We start from the raw sequence: 15,347 nt of genomic DNA on the forward strand, positions 1-15,347 counted from the left end.
TGCAACTGGCGAGGTGAACCAATAGAACGTAGCTCTCCTTCAAAGCGTGCCTTACGCCCTTCATCAGATTTCCACGACCCACTTACTAGCCTGCCGGTGAACTGCGAATAGTCACCGGCACCACTGCGACTCACAGGGTACTCCGTCGTTGTCGCCATCCATTTTCATTCCTGGGCAATTACGCAGAAAATTTTTGGCCTCTGCGCACGACGTCATCTGCGAGCAATACTTGCGTCCGTCGCATTTGACTGGAGCCGAAACAGGCTTCGGCGCAGTCAAGACCACGGAGATTCTTTGAGGACTCGATAGCTGAGCCTCAGCCCAGGACTGTAATTCAGGGGAAAGCTTCCAAGCCAACAGACCAACAACAAGCACAACCAAAATCAGTTTCATCTTGATCCATCCATGATGAGAGACCGTTTGTGTTCTCACGTTGCCTGCTTTACAGCGTAATCCACTAATCCACATACAGCCTGCCGGTGGGAGGCGGCAAATTGCTACGCGAGATGGAAGGAAGAGCAGATGCCAAATACTGACCTGCTCCCTTCCCCGCTGTTCAGGATCAGCGAAAACCAACTCGCCCTGAAGGCCATTGATAAAAATGGAGAACTCATCAAGATGACGCTCGCGGTGATGATGACGTCGGTGTGACTCAGGCCAGTCACGCCCGACAGCGCATTCGGAGCAAGGAAATACCTCCCCTTTTCCTCGGCATGCTCACGCCATCACCCGGCGTGAGCATGCGCTGATTACTCAGGTAAAGGCGAAGTCCGCCTCGGTGATGGCTGCCTGTGGGACGCCGGTCAACGTGATGCTTCCCACACCCGGCTGGCCAGTGACGGTTATGACGGCCTCGCCGAACTGTTCTCCAACAGTGAGATTCGCGAAGGTCAATCCGCTGACGCTAAGGTTGATCAGGTCAGTGCCGCCCTCGAAGTCGGCGATAGTGTCCGTTCCCCAGAGGGAGGGAAAGTTCACTGCGAAACGTCCGCAGGGATTCATCGATGAGATCGTGGCAGCGCGGGTGGCGGCATGACCCTCTTACCAATAGCAGCCCCGCTCTACATGCTCTGGCTCATCTACAAGGGGCCGCGACGGTAAAGTCAGGGTCGCTTATTTCCCTTTGCCCAACCTGCAATCATCAGTACCAACCCAGGAATCCAAAGACCGGGCGCGGTGATAGTAACGCCGCAGATCGCCAGTGGCAGCCCAGTTAAGAACAACGGATTTCGAAACGCCTTTTCCATAGCATCAACTCCTTTAAGAACGTATCTCATTAAACCACAAACCCTGCCGGTGAACGGCGGGCGAAGAATCCCTATGTCCAATCGAAGCGCGGCCCAAGTCGCGCCCGTCCCTCCCCGTTTTATCCGAGCCATGGATGCACCTGGCTACTTGGGAATGTGCCGGGATGTATTCAAAAAAACTGTCCGGCCGAACGTTCGCGAATTTCCCATAGGAAAACAGAACGTTGGCTTCGACCGGATTGAGCTCGACCCGTGGGCGGACGTCTATATCGAAGCCATGGCAATTGAAAAGACCGCAAATCAGGACAGCAATCGCCCTCGCAGCGAGCGCCAGCCCGAACGCCGTAAACAGAAACAAGCGCAGCACAAAGATCACTGGACGAAGGTTGAAGAGAGGTATTTGACGCAAGCATTCAAAGAAGCCCGGGAGGCGTCGAACTGCTACGCAGGATGGAAAGAAGAAGAGATGCCGGGCTTTCACGAAGTGCGCGCGCTGTCGCTGCACCTGTACAAAAAAGCCGGAAAGGATGGACAGAAAATCGCTGGTCATGCGAGCGAAGGCATGACCAAAAACTACCAGCGGGACCACGAGGACATCGTCTGGTCCGAGGCAATTCCGGACCTGAATATCAGTGAAATCACCGGGTAGTTTTGCGCCAGTTTTGTGCAGGTTTTGCGCAGGCACAAAAAAGCCGATCTATATGATCGGCCTAAATGCCTGATATTACTCAGTAAATATGGTCGGGACGGAGTGATTCGAACACTCGACCCCTAGCACCCCATGCTAGTGCGCTACCGGACTGCGCTACGCCCCGACTAGGCGTGAAACCCATCCCTCATCTCGAGGAACGCTCAAGAATATATCGCAAGCTTTTGAAAACTGGAAGTATTTAAAAGCGAGAATTTATTTCTTGAGTACCACCAGAACATCTTCGAGCTCGGCGATCATCTGGCGGATCATTTGCTTGTATTGGGTGGTGTCGTCTTTGGCTTCATCACCGGACAAACGCAGGCGCGCTCCGCCGATGGTGAACCCCTGATCGTAAAGGAGCGCGCGGATCTGCCGGATCATCAGCACGTCCTGGCGCTGATAATACCGGCGGTTTCCGCGGCGTTTGACAGGGTTGAGTTGAGGAAACTCCTGCTCCCAGTAGCGCAGCACGTGTGGTTTTACCGCACACAGCTCGCTGACTTCACCAATGGTGAAGTAGCGTTTGCCCGGGATGACGGGGAGCTCGTCGTTATGACTTGGTTCCAGCATAAGCCTCAACTCGGGCCTTCAACTTCTGCCCTGGACGAAAGGTGACCACACGGCGAGCCGTGATCGGGATTTCTTCCCCCGTTTTCGGATTGCGGCCAGGCCGCTGGCGTTTGTCCCGAAGGTCGAAATTGCCGAAACCGGACAATTTGACTTGTTCGTTGTCTTCGAGAGCGTGCCTGATTTCTTCAAAAAACAGTTCGACCAATTCCTTGGCCTCCCGTTTGTTCAGGCCCAGCTCTTCATACAGACGTTCCGCCATCTCAGCTTTCGTCAGAGCCCCCATACGTCACTTCCTTAACGTGGCGTTCAACCTTTGTTCGAGCGAGGTGAGGATGTTTTGTGTTGCGGTATTCACCTCATCGTCATTAAGAGTGCGCGATGGATGCTGCCAGGTCAAGCCGACTGCGAGGCTTTTTCTATCAGGATCAATGCCTTTACCCTGATACACGTCAAATAGCCTGAGGTCTGTCAGCCATTCGCCTGCATTTTCACGGATTACGTCCAGTACAGCCGTGGCTGCAACGTCTTTGTGCGCAATCAGTGCAAGGTCACGACGCACTTCAGGAAAGCGCGATAACTCGTGGAATTTTGGCATTTTGCCCGACGCCACTTCCGCCAGAACCAACTCGAAGACGAAGACCGGACGGTCGAGACCGAGGGTTTTCGACAATTCAGGGTGGATCGCGCCAATGAAGCCGACCAGACGACCGTCACGTTCGATGCGCGCGGTTTGACCCGGGTGCAGCGCTGGGTGCTTGCCTGGCACGAAAGTGAACGAATCCAGGGCACCGGCAAAACCCAGCACCGCTTCCACGTCTGCCTTGACGTCAAAGAAGTCGACGGTATCGCGACCCTGCGCCCAGCCTTCCGGCAGGCGACTACCGCAAACAACACCCGCCAACATCGGCTCTTGCTTGAGACCTTCAAGCTGGCCAACGAAACGCAGGCCGCTTTCGAACAGACGCACGCGATCCTGCTGACGGTTCAGGTTGTGCTGAAGCGCCTTGACCAGACCCGGCCACAGCGACGAACGCATGGCAGCCATGTCATTGGAGATCGGATTGGCCAGCAGCAACGGCTCCACACCCGGATTAAACAGTTCGAACTGTTTCGGATCGATGAAGCTATAGGTAATTGCTTCCTGATATCCACGAGCAACCAGCAGGCGGCGCAGTTCAGGCAGGTCGCTGCGGGCTTCTGCCTTGGCTTGCGGCGCCAGACGCGCTTGCGGATAACGAACCGGCAAACGGTTGTAGCCATACAGGCGTGCCAGTTCTTCGATCAGGTCGACTTCCAGGCTGATATCGAAGCGATGGCTTGGAACTTCTACACGCCACTGCCCTGCCCCATCGGCAGTAATGGTCAGGCCCAAGGCGTTGAGCAGACGCTCCACCTCGGCCGAATCCATTTCCATACCCAGCATCTGGGTAATACGCTGGGCACGCAGGGTGATCGGAGCAATTTTCGGCAGGTGCTGTTCGCTGACGGTCTCGATGATCGGACCCGCTTCACCACCGGTGATTTCCAGCAGCAAACCAGTCGCGCGCTCCATGGCTTCGCGGGCCAGCTGCCAGTCCACGCCACGCTCATAGCGATGGGATGCATCGGTGTGCAGGCCATAGGAACGGGCCTTGCCTGCTACGGCGATCTGATCGAAGAAGGCGCTTTCCAGGAACACATCACGTGTGGTCGCGGAAACACCGCTGTGCTCGCCACCCATGACACCGGCAATTGCCAGTGCGCGGGAGTGGTCGGCAATCACCAGCGTATCGCTACGCAGGCTGACTTCCTGGCCGTCGAGCAGCACCAGCTTCTCGCCCTCTTCAGCCATGCGCACGCGGATGCCACCGTTGATTTCGGCGAGATCGAAGGCGTGCAGCGGCTGACCCAGTTCCAGCATCACATAGTTGGTGATGTCGACGGCAGCGTCGATGCTGCGCACGTCGGCACGACGCAGACGCTCGACCATCCACAGCGGCGTTGCTTTGGACAGGTCGACGTTACGGATCACACGCCCCAGGTAACGCGGGCACGCGGCGGGCGCCAGCACTTCTACCGAGCGCACTTCGTCGTGGGCGGCAGGAACCGAAGCCACCACCGGACGGACCACCGCAGCGGCGTACAGGGCACCCACCTCACGGGCCAGACCGGCCAGGGACAGGCAGTCACCACGGTTCGGGGTCAGATCGACCTCGATGCTGGCGTCTTCCAGGTCCAGGTAAACGCGGAAATCCTCGCCCACCGGCGCATCGGCAGGCAGTTCCATCAGGCCGTCATTGCCTTCACCAACCTGCAGCTCGGTTTGCGAGCACAGCATGCCGTTGGACTCGACGCCACGCAGCTTGGCCTTCTTGATCTTGAAGTCGCCTGGCAGCTCGGCGCCGATCATGGCGAAAGGAATCTTCAAGCCCGGGCGCACGTTTGGCGCACCGCAAACAACCTGGAAGGTTTCCGAACCGTTGCTGACCTGGCACACGCGCAGTTTGTCGGCGTCCGGGTGCTGCTCGGTGCTCAGCACCTCGCCAACGACCACGCCACTGAAAACACCGGCGGCCGGCGTAACGCTATCGACCTCAAGACCGGCCATCGACAGACGAGCAACCAGCTCGTCGCGACTTACCTGCGGGCTAACCCAGCCACGCAGCCATTGTTCACTGAATTTCATCCTGCTCTCCTAAGAATTCGTTACGACTAGCGAAATTGCGCGAGGAACCGCAAGTCGTTGTCGAAGAACAGACGCAAGTCGTTCACGCCGTAACGCAGCATGGCCAGACGCTCTACGCCCATGCCGAAGGCAAAGCCCGAGAACTCTTCCGGGTCGATCCCGGACATGCGCAGCACGTTCGGGTGAACCATGCCGCAACCCATCACTTCCAGCCAGCCGGTCTGCTTGCAGACGCGGCAGCCTTTACCGCTGCACATCACGCATTCCATGTCGACTTCAGCGGATGGCTCGGTGAACGGGAAGTACGAAGGACGGAAACGCACCGCCAGTTCCTTTTCGAAGAAAACCCGCAGGAACTCTTCGATGGTGCCTTTGAGGTCGGCGAAATTGATGTCGCGATCGATCAGCAGGCCTTCGACCTGGTGGAACATCGGCGAGTGGGTGATATCGGAGTCGCTGCGGTATACACGGCCTGGGCAGACGATGCGGATCGGCGGCTGTTTCGACTCCATGGTGCGGACCTGTACCGGCGAGGTATGGGTGCGCAACAACATGTTCGCATTGAAATAGAAGGTGTCATGCATCGACCGGGCCGGGTGGTGGCCGGGGATGTTGAGCGCTTCGAAGTTGTGATAGTCGTCTTCGACCTCAGGGCCTTCGGCGATGCCGTAGCCAATACGGGTGAAGAACTGTTCGACGCGTTCCAGAGTACGGGTAACCGGATGCAGACCACCGGAGGTCTGACCACGGCCAGGCAGGGTCACGTCAATGGACTCGGCGGAGAGTTTGGCAGCCAGATCGGCTTCTTCAAACAATGCCTTGCGCGCATTAAGGACCTCTGTGACACGCTCCTTGGCAACGTTGATCAGCGCACCGACCTGCGGACGCTCTTCTGCCGGCAAATTCCCCAGGGTCTTCATCACCTGAGTCAATTCACCCTTCTTGCCAAGGTAGTGAACCCGGATTTGCTCCAGGGCATTGATATCTTCAGCGCTTTGCACAGCCTCTAGAGCTTGAGAGACGAGCGCATCCAGGTTTTCCATGTACAGACTCCAGATACAAAATAGGGGAAGAGCTTGAAGGCTCTTCCCCTATTTATGACGTTTAACACCTGACCCCACAGATGCGAGGCCGGGTGACTGTCGGGGGTACTTAAGCCAAGGTGGCTTTAGCTTTCTCGACAATCGCAGCAAACGCCGCTTTTTCGTTCACTGCCAGATCAGCCAGAACCTTACGGTCGATCTCGATGGACGCTTTTTTCAGGCCGGCGATGAAACGGCTGTAGGACAGACCGTTGATACGAGCACCAGCGTTGATACGAGCGATCCACAGAGCGCGGAACTGACGTTTTTTCTGACGACGGTCACGGTAGGCGTATTGGCCTGCCTTGATTACCGCTTGCTTGGCAACACGGAATACGCGGGAGCGTGCGCCGTAGTAGCCTTTAGCAAGTTTCAGAATTTTTTTGTGACGCTTACGGGCAATGACGCCACGCTTTACACGAGCCATGAGTTACTTCCTCTATTCTTGACTAAAATTAACGAAGGCGCAGCATGCGCTCGACTTTTGCCACGTCAGACGGATGCAGCAAGCTGCTACCGCGCAGTTGACGCTTACGCTTGGTCGACATTTTGGTCAGGATGTGGCTCTTGAAAGCGTGCTTGTGCTTGATACCGTTAGCAGTTTTCAGAAACCGCTTAGCAGCACCACTTTTGGTCTTCATTTTTGGCATGTTCGGATACTCCGCATTCAGTTGATAAACATAATCAGAAGGCCTGCCGTGCCCTGTTGATTACTTCTTCTTTTTCGGGGCGATGACCATGATCAGCTGGCGTCCTTCCATCTTAGGATGCTGTTCGACCGAACCGTACTCGAGCAAGTCACCTTCAACTCGCTTGAGGAGTTCCATCCCCAGCTCCTGGTGGGCCATCTCACGGCCGCGGAATCGCAAGGATACCTTGGCCCTGTCCCCGTCACTCAGGAAACGTACCAGGTTGCGCAGTTTTACCTGGTAATCCCCTTCCTCCGTCCCTGGACGAAACTTGATTTCTTTAACCTGAATCTGCTTCTGGTTTTTCTTGGCCGCAGCAATCTGCTTCTTCTTTTCGAAGATCGATTTGCCGTAGTCCATCAGTTTGCAAACAGGTGGTACTGCATCGGCGGAAATCTCCACCAGATCCAGCTTGGCCTCTTCAGCCTTAAGAAGCGCGTCTTCAATTGACACAATCCCGAGCTGTTCACCTTCAGCCCCAATTAACCGAACCTCGCGTGCCGAGATATTCTCGTTGATCGGGGCTTTCGGTGCAGTTCGTTTATCTTGTCTCATTTCACGCTTAATAATAATTACTCCGAATCTTGGCGACCACGCCGGGAAACCGCTTGCGCGAGGAACTCAGCGAACTGGGCGACGGGCATCGAGCCCAGGTCAGCACCTTCACGAGTACGCACAGCGACAGTCTGCATCTCGACTTCCCGATCTCCGATAACCAAGAGATAAGGAACCTTGAGCAAAGTATGCTCGCGGATTTTAAAGCCGATTTTTTCATTTCTCAAGTCAGACTTGGCACGAAATCCGCTTTCGTTGAGGGTTTTTTCAACCTCGGCGGCGAAATCAGCCTGTTTGTCAGTGATATTCATCACCACTGCCTGGGTCGGAGCAAGCCACGCCGGGAATGCACCCTCGTAGTGCTCGATCAGGATTCCGACGAAACGCTCGAAGGACCCCAGGATCGCCCGGTGCAACATCACCGGGTGCTTGCGACTGTTGTCTTCGGAGACGAATTCGGCTCCCAGACGGACCGGCAGGTTAAAATCGAGCTGCAGGGTACCACACTGCCAGACGCGACCGAGACAATCTTTCAACGAGAATTCGATCTTCGGACCGTAGAACGCACCCTCGCCCGGCTGCAGATCGTACGGCAGGCCCGCGCTATCAAGGGCTGCGGCCAGCGCAGCTTCGGCGCGATCCCACAGCTCGTCGGAACCGACGCGTTTTTCCGGACGAGTGGACAGCTTCATCTCGACGTCTTTGAAGCCGAAATCGGCGTAAACGTCCATGGTCAGCTTGATGAACGCAGCGGACTCGGCCTGCATCTGCTCTTCGGTGCAGAAGATGTGGGCGTCGTCCTGAGTGAACGCGCGCACGCGCATGATGCCGTGCAAGGCACCCGATGGCTCGTTACGGTGGCACGCACCAAACTCTGCCAGGCGCATTGGCAGTTCGCGGTAGCTTTTCAGGCCCTGGTTGAACACCTGCACGTGGCAAGGGCAGTTCATTGGCTTGATCGCGTAGTCGCGGTTTTCCGACTGGGTGGTGAACATGTTGTCGGCGTAGTTGGCCCAGTGCCCGGATTTCTCCCACAGGCTGCGGTCAACGACTTGCGGCGTCTTGATTTCCAGGTAGCCATTGTCGCGCTGAACCTTGCGCATGTACTGCTCGAGCACCTGGTACAAAGTCCAGCCGTTCGGATGCCAGAACACCATGCCCGGCGACTCTTCCTGGGTGTGGAACAGGCCCAGGCGCTTGCCGATCTTGCGGTGGTCGCGCTTTTCGGCTTCTTCAATGCGCTGGATGTAAGCCGCCAGTTGCTTCTTGTCCGCCCATGCGGTGCCGTAGACGCGCTGCAATTGCTCGTTCTTGGCATCGCCGCGCCAGTAGGCACCGGACAGTTTGGTCAGCTTGAAGGATTTCAGGAAGCGGGTGTTCGGCACGTGCGGACCGCGGCACATGTCGACGTATTCTTCGTGATAGTACAGGCCCATGGCCTGCTCGTTCGGCATGTCTTCGACCAGGCGCAACTTGTAGTCTTCGCCACGGGCCTTGAACACTTCGATCACTTCGGCGCGCGGAGTGACTTTCTTGATCACGTCGTAATCTTTCTCGATCAGCTGCTGCATGCGCTGTTCGATGGCCGCCAGGTCGTCCGGAGTGAAAGGACGCTCGAAGGCGATGTCGTAATAGAAACCTTCATCGATGACCGGACCGATGACCATTTTGGCGGTCGGGTACAACTGCTTGACCGCGTGGCCAACCAGGTGGGCGCAAGAGTGGCGAATGATCTCCAGCCCCTCTTCATCCTTTGGCGTGATGATTTGCAGCGACGCGTCGCTGTCGATGATGTCGCTGGCGTCGACCAGCTTGCCATCGACCTTGCCGGCAACGGTGGCCTTGGCCAGGCCTGCACCGATGGATGCGGCGACGTCGGCTACGGAAACCGGATGATCGAATGAACGTTGACTGCCGTCGGGAAGAGTAATAGTTGGCATGGCGCCTCCTCTCCTAGTGGTGACCCCTACCAAAGGTCACGTGGGTTGGGATGAGCCAGTACAAGATCCGGTCCAGGCCGTTCAATGACGAACGCCTGCCTTACAGCGGCAGGAGCCTTGCGGCCAACCGGGAAACCGAACCAGAGTGACTGGGATTCAAATCAGGGTTAATCGTGCATCTGCCGCCACCGGGACTGAAGGTCCATCGGAGCCTGCAAACGCCCGAGCCACGCATGCTAGCACAGATGAACGGTTGCCACCGTGCGCAGGTTTTGCAGCAGGGTAAATTGGCTGTTTTTATGCCAGAGTGCTGAACTTGAAGCGCACTATCGCCCTCAGATAACAAGATATCTGACCCACAAGGAGTATCTCAGCATGCGTCTGAATCGTTTATTCGCCGTAGTCGCCCCCGTCATTCTCCTCCTGCCACTGGCCGCCCATGCAGAATGGCCAAAAGGCGAACGACAGAAATACATGGCTCAGTGCGTTCCTGCCGCTGCCGAGAAGATTGGTACGCCGGCAGCAAAATCCCACTGCGCCTGCGGTGCCGATGCCATCAAATCGTACCCTGCCGCCGACATTCAGGCCCTGATGAACAACACGGCCAGCGACACATTGAAGCAGCAGGCACTGAGCAAAATTGCAGCCTGCAAGGCCACCAAAACAGAGCAAAAATAAGCCCGCCCCCACGCTTTCAGCCCCTGAAATACTGTTAAAAAGCCGCTGAAACAGGACCTTTCGTACAATTTATTCAGGTTTTTCAGCTTTTTTTATTGCCTTAACTTTCGGCCGAAAGCCTTATAGAACGGGGCTTTCAGCCGCTAAAGGACACAAAGAAAAAACGTCTGATTGGCAAACAGTGCGTCCGGGGGGCTCCCAAACCGAACATTTCGACTATGATACTCGGGTGTGCCCAGTTGGCCTGAGCAGCACAGTACTACTGAAAATATATGTTTCTTGGAGATACACCATGTCTAATCGCCAAACCGGCACCGTTAAATGGTTCAACGATGAAAAAGGCTTCGGCTTCATCACTCCTCAAGGTGGCGGTGACGACCTGTTCGTACACTTCAAAGCTATCGAAAGCGACGGTTTCAAAAGCCTGAAAGAAGGCCAGACTGTTTCCTTCGTGGCTGAGAAAGGCCAAAAGGGTATGCAAGCTGCTCAAGTCCGCCCAGAGTAATTTCCAGGCGCACTAAAAAAACCCCGTCCATGTGACGGGGTTTTTTATGGGTGAAACAAAAGTCGAACGATCAGCCGCAGTTGACGCGGGTCACTACCCGGCTGGCATCGGTGTTCAGGTTCAGGCGATCGGAACGGTACTCCAGCGTCACCATATCGGTTGGCAGCAGGAACCGTGCACTTTGCGCCCCGGCACGGGTACGCGCCTGCTCGAGCAGCTGCGGCGATGCCTGTTTGCCGATGGTGAACTCGGCAGCCTTTGCCTCACAGCGACTGTGACCCGTGTCAGTCGTCGCAACATCCGTTGTTGCCGACTCCGTAGAGGGAGTGCTGCAACCGGCCAGCGTGGCAACGGCCAACAAAGTACCCAATGACGCGAGCTTCCAAGGCATGAAGCCTCCTTATTCAATGATTAAGCTGAGATCGTGCGACAACCAGACTGGCGTTTGGTTTCACAGGGAGCGCTGGCACCCTGCCCATGATCCGGACGAGCCGCGATTCTGCCTGAGCGTCGCCCTGCCCTTAATCACTGAATCGTGACTGAATATGAACGACGCTCAATAGACGTCGATGTAGTCGTAAGGAGGATTGGGCCAGTTCTCTTTCAAGGCATTGAAGATTTGCATGACCCAGACTTCATCGCTGGCCGCGACCCGCCCGACATAACCGGAGCCCTTGGCCCAGGTTTCGAGCCGGAACAACAACCCGTCGATATCGGTACCGCCCACGACACCCGAGGAGATGTAGGCAATGCCCCCCTTGGTGACCCGCAACTGGGTGTGCTCATCGTCACTGGCGCCAGCCAGCAACTGACGCACCGCCTCGAGGGTCAGGCCATCCGGGGAGTTCAAATCGATCTGCACAGCGCGTTCCTTGAATATTCGTCAGAGACCAAGTGTCGCACAGCCCTCCTTTCATGCCTAAGTCGACGTGTCAAAAGCCCCGCAAAATGGTTAACTCGGTACTCAGACTTCCCCGACCTCCCGAGTGCCATCATGACCACCGTAAGCATCGACGCTGCCATCAAGGCCAAGTGGCAAGACGGCCACAGCTCCTACAGCCCAAGCAGCACGGAAGAGCTCGCCATTATCGGTATCGACCTTCTGGTCAGGGACCTTGGAACCGAAGCCGCCCAATCGTTCATCGAGCAAATTTTCGAGAAACATCTATCGGACCAAAAGACCGAAGCGGTTAGTACGAGGGAGTAAAGCCCGCAGGCAAGCACCTGCGGGAGATGATGCTTACTTCAGGCGGGCCAGGCGCTCGGTCAGCAAATCGAAGAAGCCCTGGGCGTCGCCGCTTTCTACCCAGAAGGCGTTCTTTGGCGCCTTCAAGCCGTCATACCAGTCGACGATGGTTTGTCCAAAGGTCGGTCCTTCGCGGCTGTCGACCACCACGTTGACCGAACGACCGCTGAACAATTGCGGCTTGAGCAGATAAGCGACAACCGTGGCGTCATGCACCGGGCCGCCCGGAAGGCCGTAGTGTTCCATGTCGCCCTTGATGTACTCATTGAGAATACTGCCCACCAGACGACTGGCGTTGTTGTTCAGCGCGGCAATCTGGTTCAGTCGCGCCTCGCTGGTAAGGATCTTGTGGGTCACATCCAGCGGCAGGTAGGTCAGCTTCACGCCACTGTTGAGCACCACCTCGGCCGCTTGCGGATCGGCGAACAGGTTGAACTCGGCCACCGGCGTGATGTTGCCGCCATTGAAGTGCGCGCCGCCCATGACCACCACTTCCTTGATGCCCTGAACGATACCCGGCTCCTGGATCAACGCCAGGGCCAGGTTGGTCTGCGGGCCAAGCATGGCGATGGTAATGCTGTGGGGCTCGGCAGATTTCAGGGTGTCGATCAGATAAGTGATGGCGCTGCCCCTGGCCAGACCTTTCCTGGGCTCATGCACGGCAATGCCCGACACCCCTTCCTTGCCATGAATGTCCTCGGCGTAGATGGGTGTGCGCATCAGGGGCCTGGGCGCCCCCGCATAGACCGGCACCTCTTCGCGCCCCGCCCACTCCCGGGCCAGCCGCGCATTGCGTGAGGTCTTGTCCAGGCGAACGTTGCCGGCAACGGTGGTCAATGCCCGGACATTCAGTTCGTCCGGCGACGCCAGGGCGAACAACAGGGCAACGACGTCGTCAGCCCCCGGATCGGTGTCGATGATCAGGTCGATCTTTGGTGCCGCCTGGGCGTTGGTTGCGGTCATCAGGGTCAAAAGCAGCAGGCTCCGGAGCAGTGGGTTCAGTTTCCGAGCATAGCGATACGGGGCGCACGCCTTGTGCCAGGGACATCAAAACGCGGACAGCCAGTCAAAACGTAACCCCGGCGACCAGCACAATGTTGCAGTACGGCTGGCATTCGCCTGTACGAACAATCGCCCTGGCTTGTCGGCTCAGGACCTTGAATTGTTCATGGGTGAGCAACTCACGCCGACCCAACGCGCCTTCGCCATCCAGCGCTTCCAGCGTGACCAGGGCCGACGGCTTTTTATCGAAGATTTCCTGAGCCAGCACATGGCTTTCGACCTGCATTTCACTGAGCACGACCTTCAAGGTGCTGACAAAGTCCGGAATGCCATGGGTCAGGGCCAGGTCGATCAATTCAACGCCCGGAGGAACCGGCAGCCCCGCATCCCCGATGACGACCCTGTCGCCATGTCCCAATGAAGCGATCAGTCGCGACAGCGCAATGTTGAGCAGAGGTGTCTTTTTCATGGGGTTTTAAACGCCTGTACATCGCTCAAGGCGGGAATTGAAGGCTGCGCGCCGGCACGGGTGACCGACAGCGCCGCGGCCACCTGCCCGAAGCGGATCGCCTGCGCCTCATCGTTACCCGCCGCCAGTGCCGCAGCGAAACCGCCGACGAACGTATCGCCGGCCGCCGTGGTATCCACAGCCTTTACCACGGGCGCGGGGAAATGTTCGAAGCGTTGGCCATCGGCAAACAGCGAACCTTGCGCACCGAGAGTGATGATCACCTTGCCGGCGCCCAGGGCAATCAGGCGGGTTGCCGCGGCTTGTGCGGTGTCCAGGGAGTCCACTGACAGTCCGCTCAGGGCCGACGCTTCGCTTTCGTTGGGAATCAGGTAATCGATGGACGCGTACCAGTCCGATGGCAGTGGACGACTGGCCGGAGCCGGGTTGAGGATGACTGTCTTGCCCAGCTCGCGGCCGCGCTTGAGCGCATGGCCAACAGACGCATCGGGCACTTCCAGCTGACAGATGAGCACGTCTGCCGCACGTATCACCGAATCAAAACGGTCAATGGTTTCTGCGGTCAATGCACCGTTGGCACCGGGGACGATCACGATGGAGTTCTGACTGCTGTCGTCGACCACAATCAACGCCACGCCGCTGGAACCGTCAACGGTGCTCACCGCCCGGCAATCGATCTGCTCGGCCAACAGCGCCCCGCGCAGTGCCTCACCATAAGCGTCATTGCCCACGCAGCCGATCATCGACACCTGGGCTCCCAGCCGCGCCGCAGCCACGGCCTGATTGGCGCCCTTGCCACCGGAGACGGTGGTAAACGATTGACCAATCAGCGTTTCACCGCCCTTGGGCAAGCGCGGGGCCCGGGTCACCAGGTCCATGTTCAAACTGCCAATTACCACTACTTTTGCTGACATACATTGCTACTCATCGATTCTGTTTCGGCGGCGCTTTTGATTCAGCGGCTTTCTGTTTTCAACGGCTTTTTGTTTCAACGGAATTGGGCAAACACGCTGGCCAGCGGCGCCGTCGATTCACGCATGACGATACTCGGCGTCACGATCCGCTGATCGGTCGCCAGACCCGGCGTGGCGATTCGGCGCAAAAGCACTTCGGCAGCCATTTCGCCGAGCTGCAGGATCGATTGCCCGACCGTGGTCAGCGACGGGTAGACATACCGACTCATCTGGATATCGTCGAAGCCGATCACCGACAACTCGCTCGGTACGCGAATATTGCGCTCGGCGGCGGCCCTCAGCACACCGATGCCGATCATGTCGTTGGCCGCAAAAACAGCGGTAGGCGGATTGCTTTCCAGCAGAATCGCGGCAGCGCTGTAACCGCCGGTGCTGGTGAAATCGCTTTCCAGCATGCGCCCGGGAGAGACTTCGACGCCCGCCTCCTTCAAGGCCCTGCGATAACCCGCCAGACGCATCTGCGCCACACTGGTGCTTTGCGGCCCGCTGATCGTGGCGATATCCCGGTGCCCCAACTCCAACAGGTGCCGGGTCGCCAGATACGCGCCGTATTCATGGTCGATGCGCACCAGGTCCGCATCGACACCGTCCAGTCCGCGGTCGACGATCACCATGGGCGTGCGGACGCCTTTCAGGCCTTGTGCCAGGCCACTGTCGCCGCCGGCCGAGGCGACGATCAGGCCGTCGATGCGTTTTTCCAGCAGCACACGCAGGTAGCTGCGCTGCTTGTCCGGATTGTCGTCGGAGTTGCACAGGATGACGCAGTAGCCGTTTCGCTCGCAGTAATCCTCGATACCCCGGGCCAGTTCGGCGAAATACGGGTTGAGACTGTTGGGCACCAACAGGCCGATGGTCGCCGTGGTCTTGGCCTTGAGCGAACGGGCCACGGCGCTGGGGACGTAGTCGAGGGTCTGGATCGCCGCCTCGACCTTGATCCGCACCTCTTCACTGACCGGGCGGGTCTTGTTCACCACATGGGAAACCGTGGTGTAGGAAATGCCGGCAAGGGCTGCCACATCTTTGATAGTCGCCAT

At 57.5% G+C, this 15,347-nt stretch carries 20 protein-coding genes, 1 tRNA gene and 2 pseudogenes; 6 read left to right on the forward strand and 17 right to left on the reverse strand.

All coding sequences use genetic code 11. The features are described from left to right. Positions 1 to 111: 111 nt before the first annotated feature. A complete protein-coding gene (locus J4D25_RS05065; RefSeq protein ID WP_079246776.1) occupies positions 112 to 393 on the reverse strand; it encodes an excalibur calcium-binding domain-containing protein in 282 nt (93 codons plus the stop codon). 129 nt (positions 394 to 522) lie between these two features. On the opposite strand from J4D25_RS05065, the gene J4D25_RS26920 reads away from it, so the two are divergent. Then, positions 523 to 651, forward strand: coding sequence for a hypothetical protein (locus tag J4D25_RS26920; RefSeq protein WP_258536484.1), 129 nt, complete (start codon positions 523 to 525; stop codon positions 649 to 651). Between the two features lie 102 nt (positions 652 to 753). Here J4D25_RS26920 and J4D25_RS05070 read toward each other — a convergent pair whose 3' ends face one another. After that, the gene (locus J4D25_RS05070; RefSeq protein ID WP_057715537.1) at positions 754 to 1,002 is read right to left on the reverse strand and encodes a hypothetical protein; all 249 of its coding nucleotides are present in this window, start codon (positions 1,000 to 1,002) and stop codon (positions 754 to 756) included. A gap of 318 nt (positions 1,003 to 1,320) precedes the next feature. On the opposite strand from J4D25_RS05070, the pseudogene J4D25_RS05075 reads away from it, so the two are divergent. After that, a pseudogene (locus J4D25_RS05075) lies at positions 1,321 to 1,578 on the forward strand (hypothetical protein); the annotation flags it as partial. Continuing rightward, positions 1,576 to 1,896 (forward strand): annotated as a pseudogene (locus tag J4D25_RS05080) (integrase); the annotation flags it as partial. The pseudogenes J4D25_RS05075 and J4D25_RS05080, both read left to right, overlap by 3 nt. An 89-nt stretch (positions 1,897 to 1,985) precedes the next feature. On the opposite strand, the gene J4D25_RS05085 reads toward J4D25_RS05080, so the two are convergent. The 9 genes from J4D25_RS05085 to thrS form a co-directional block, all read right to left on the reverse strand. Next, positions 1,986 to 2,062 (reverse strand) — tRNA-Pro (locus tag J4D25_RS05085). Positions 2,063 to 2,151: 89 nt separating this feature from the next. After that, on the reverse strand, positions 2,152 to 2,508 hold the full coding sequence (locus J4D25_RS05090; RefSeq protein ID WP_003179985.1) for a MerR family transcriptional regulator: 357 nt from the start codon (positions 2,506 to 2,508) through the stop codon (positions 2,152 to 2,154). Then, the gene (ihfA, locus tag J4D25_RS05095; RefSeq protein WP_002553164.1) at positions 2,489 to 2,791 is read right to left on the reverse strand and encodes an integration host factor subunit alpha; all 303 of its coding nucleotides are present in this window, start codon (positions 2,789 to 2,791) and stop codon (positions 2,489 to 2,491) included. Before ihfA ends, J4D25_RS05090 begins: the two co-directional genes overlap by 20 nt. Before the next feature lie 3 nt (positions 2,792 to 2,794). Continuing rightward, complete coding sequence (gene pheT, locus J4D25_RS05100; protein ID WP_057715538.1) at positions 2,795 to 5,173, reverse strand: phenylalanine--tRNA ligase subunit beta; 2,379 nt, start codon at positions 5,171 to 5,173, stop codon at positions 2,795 to 2,797. 26 nt (positions 5,174 to 5,199) lie between these two features. Further along, entirely contained in the window at positions 5,200 to 6,216 is a 1,017-nt protein-coding gene (gene pheS / locus J4D25_RS05105; protein WP_007975711.1) for a phenylalanine--tRNA ligase subunit alpha, read from the reverse strand. 109 nt (positions 6,217 to 6,325) lie between these two features. After that, positions 6,326 to 6,682 carry a 50S ribosomal protein L20 gene (gene rplT / locus J4D25_RS05110; RefSeq protein WP_007905879.1) on the reverse strand — a complete coding sequence of 119 codons (357 nt, stop codon included), beginning with the start codon at positions 6,680 to 6,682 and terminating at the stop codon, positions 6,326 to 6,328. A 28-nt stretch (positions 6,683 to 6,710) separates the two neighbouring features. Continuing rightward, positions 6,711 to 6,905 carry a 50S ribosomal protein L35 gene (gene rpmI / locus J4D25_RS05115; protein WP_002553160.1) on the reverse strand — a complete coding sequence of 65 codons (195 nt, stop codon included), beginning with the start codon at positions 6,903 to 6,905 and terminating at the stop codon, positions 6,711 to 6,713. A gap of 60 nt (positions 6,906 to 6,965) precedes the next feature. Continuing rightward, complete coding sequence (gene infC / locus J4D25_RS05120) at positions 6,966 to 7,517, reverse strand: translation initiation factor IF-3 (RefSeq protein WP_172435703.1); 552 nt, start codon at positions 7,515 to 7,517, stop codon at positions 6,966 to 6,968. Next, on the reverse strand, positions 7,517 to 9,439 hold the full coding sequence (thrS, locus tag J4D25_RS05125; protein WP_057715539.1) for a threonine--tRNA ligase: 1,923 nt from the start codon (positions 9,437 to 9,439) through the stop codon (positions 7,517 to 7,519). Before thrS ends, infC begins: the two co-directional genes overlap by 1 nt. A gap of 375 nt (positions 9,440 to 9,814) precedes the next feature. Here thrS and J4D25_RS05130 point away from each other — a divergent pair, with 375 nt between their 5' ends. Both J4D25_RS05130 and J4D25_RS05135 read left to right on the forward strand, forming a co-directional pair. Beyond that, the gene (locus J4D25_RS05130; protein ID WP_057715540.1) at positions 9,815 to 10,117 is read left to right on the forward strand and encodes a hypothetical protein; all 303 of its coding nucleotides are present in this window, start codon (positions 9,815 to 9,817) and stop codon (positions 10,115 to 10,117) included. 292 nt (positions 10,118 to 10,409) lie between these two features. Then, entirely contained in the window at positions 10,410 to 10,622 is a 213-nt protein-coding gene (locus J4D25_RS05135) for a cold-shock protein (protein ID WP_003179963.1), read from the forward strand. Positions 10,623 to 10,692: 70 nt separating this feature from the next. Here the strand turns inward: J4D25_RS05135 and J4D25_RS05140 are convergent, their stop codons facing one another. Both J4D25_RS05140 and J4D25_RS05145 read right to left on the reverse strand, forming a co-directional pair. Then, the gene (locus tag J4D25_RS05140; RefSeq protein WP_008047240.1) at positions 10,693 to 11,013 is read right to left on the reverse strand and encodes an I78 family peptidase inhibitor; all 321 of its coding nucleotides are present in this window, start codon (positions 11,011 to 11,013) and stop codon (positions 10,693 to 10,695) included. Between the two features lie 165 nt (positions 11,014 to 11,178). Continuing rightward, positions 11,179 to 11,484 (reverse strand): hypothetical protein, encoded by a 306-nt coding sequence (locus tag J4D25_RS05145; protein WP_007975706.1) that lies wholly within the window; start codon positions 11,482 to 11,484, stop codon positions 11,179 to 11,181. Positions 11,485 to 11,616: 132 nt separating this feature from the next. On the opposite strand from J4D25_RS05145, the gene J4D25_RS05150 reads away from it, so the two are divergent. Next, on the forward strand, positions 11,617 to 11,829 hold the full coding sequence (locus J4D25_RS05150) for a hypothetical protein (RefSeq protein ID WP_057715541.1): 213 nt from the start codon (positions 11,617 to 11,619) through the stop codon (positions 11,827 to 11,829). A 33-nt stretch (positions 11,830 to 11,862) separates the two neighbouring features. On the opposite strand, the gene J4D25_RS05155 is transcribed toward J4D25_RS05150, so the two are convergent. The 4 genes from J4D25_RS05155 to J4D25_RS05170 form a co-directional block, all read right to left on the reverse strand. Next, positions 11,863 to 12,831 carry a nucleoside hydrolase gene (locus J4D25_RS05155; RefSeq protein ID WP_057716637.1) on the reverse strand — a complete coding sequence of 323 codons (969 nt, stop codon included), beginning with the start codon at positions 12,829 to 12,831 and terminating at the stop codon, positions 11,863 to 11,865. A 103-nt stretch (positions 12,832 to 12,934) separates the two neighbouring features. Next, positions 12,935 to 13,339 carry a D-ribose pyranase gene (gene rbsD, locus J4D25_RS05160; protein ID WP_057715542.1) on the reverse strand — a complete coding sequence of 135 codons (405 nt, stop codon included), beginning with the start codon at positions 13,337 to 13,339 and terminating at the stop codon, positions 12,935 to 12,937. After that, positions 13,336 to 14,253, reverse strand: a complete 918-nt coding sequence (gene rbsK, locus J4D25_RS05165) for a ribokinase (protein WP_057715543.1) — start codon at positions 14,251 to 14,253, stop codon at positions 13,336 to 13,338. The genes rbsD and rbsK overlap by 4 nt, the downstream gene beginning before the upstream one ends. Before the next feature lie 74 nt (positions 14,254 to 14,327). Next, complete coding sequence (locus J4D25_RS05170) at positions 14,328 to 15,347, reverse strand: LacI family DNA-binding transcriptional regulator (protein ID WP_057715544.1); 1,020 nt, start codon at positions 15,345 to 15,347, stop codon at positions 14,328 to 14,330.

Source organism: Pseudomonas sp. GW456-L13, from assembly GCF_017350115.1.
GTDB classification, from domain to species: domain Bacteria; phylum Pseudomonadota; class Gammaproteobacteria; order Pseudomonadales; family Pseudomonadaceae; genus Aquipseudomonas; species Aquipseudomonas jessenii.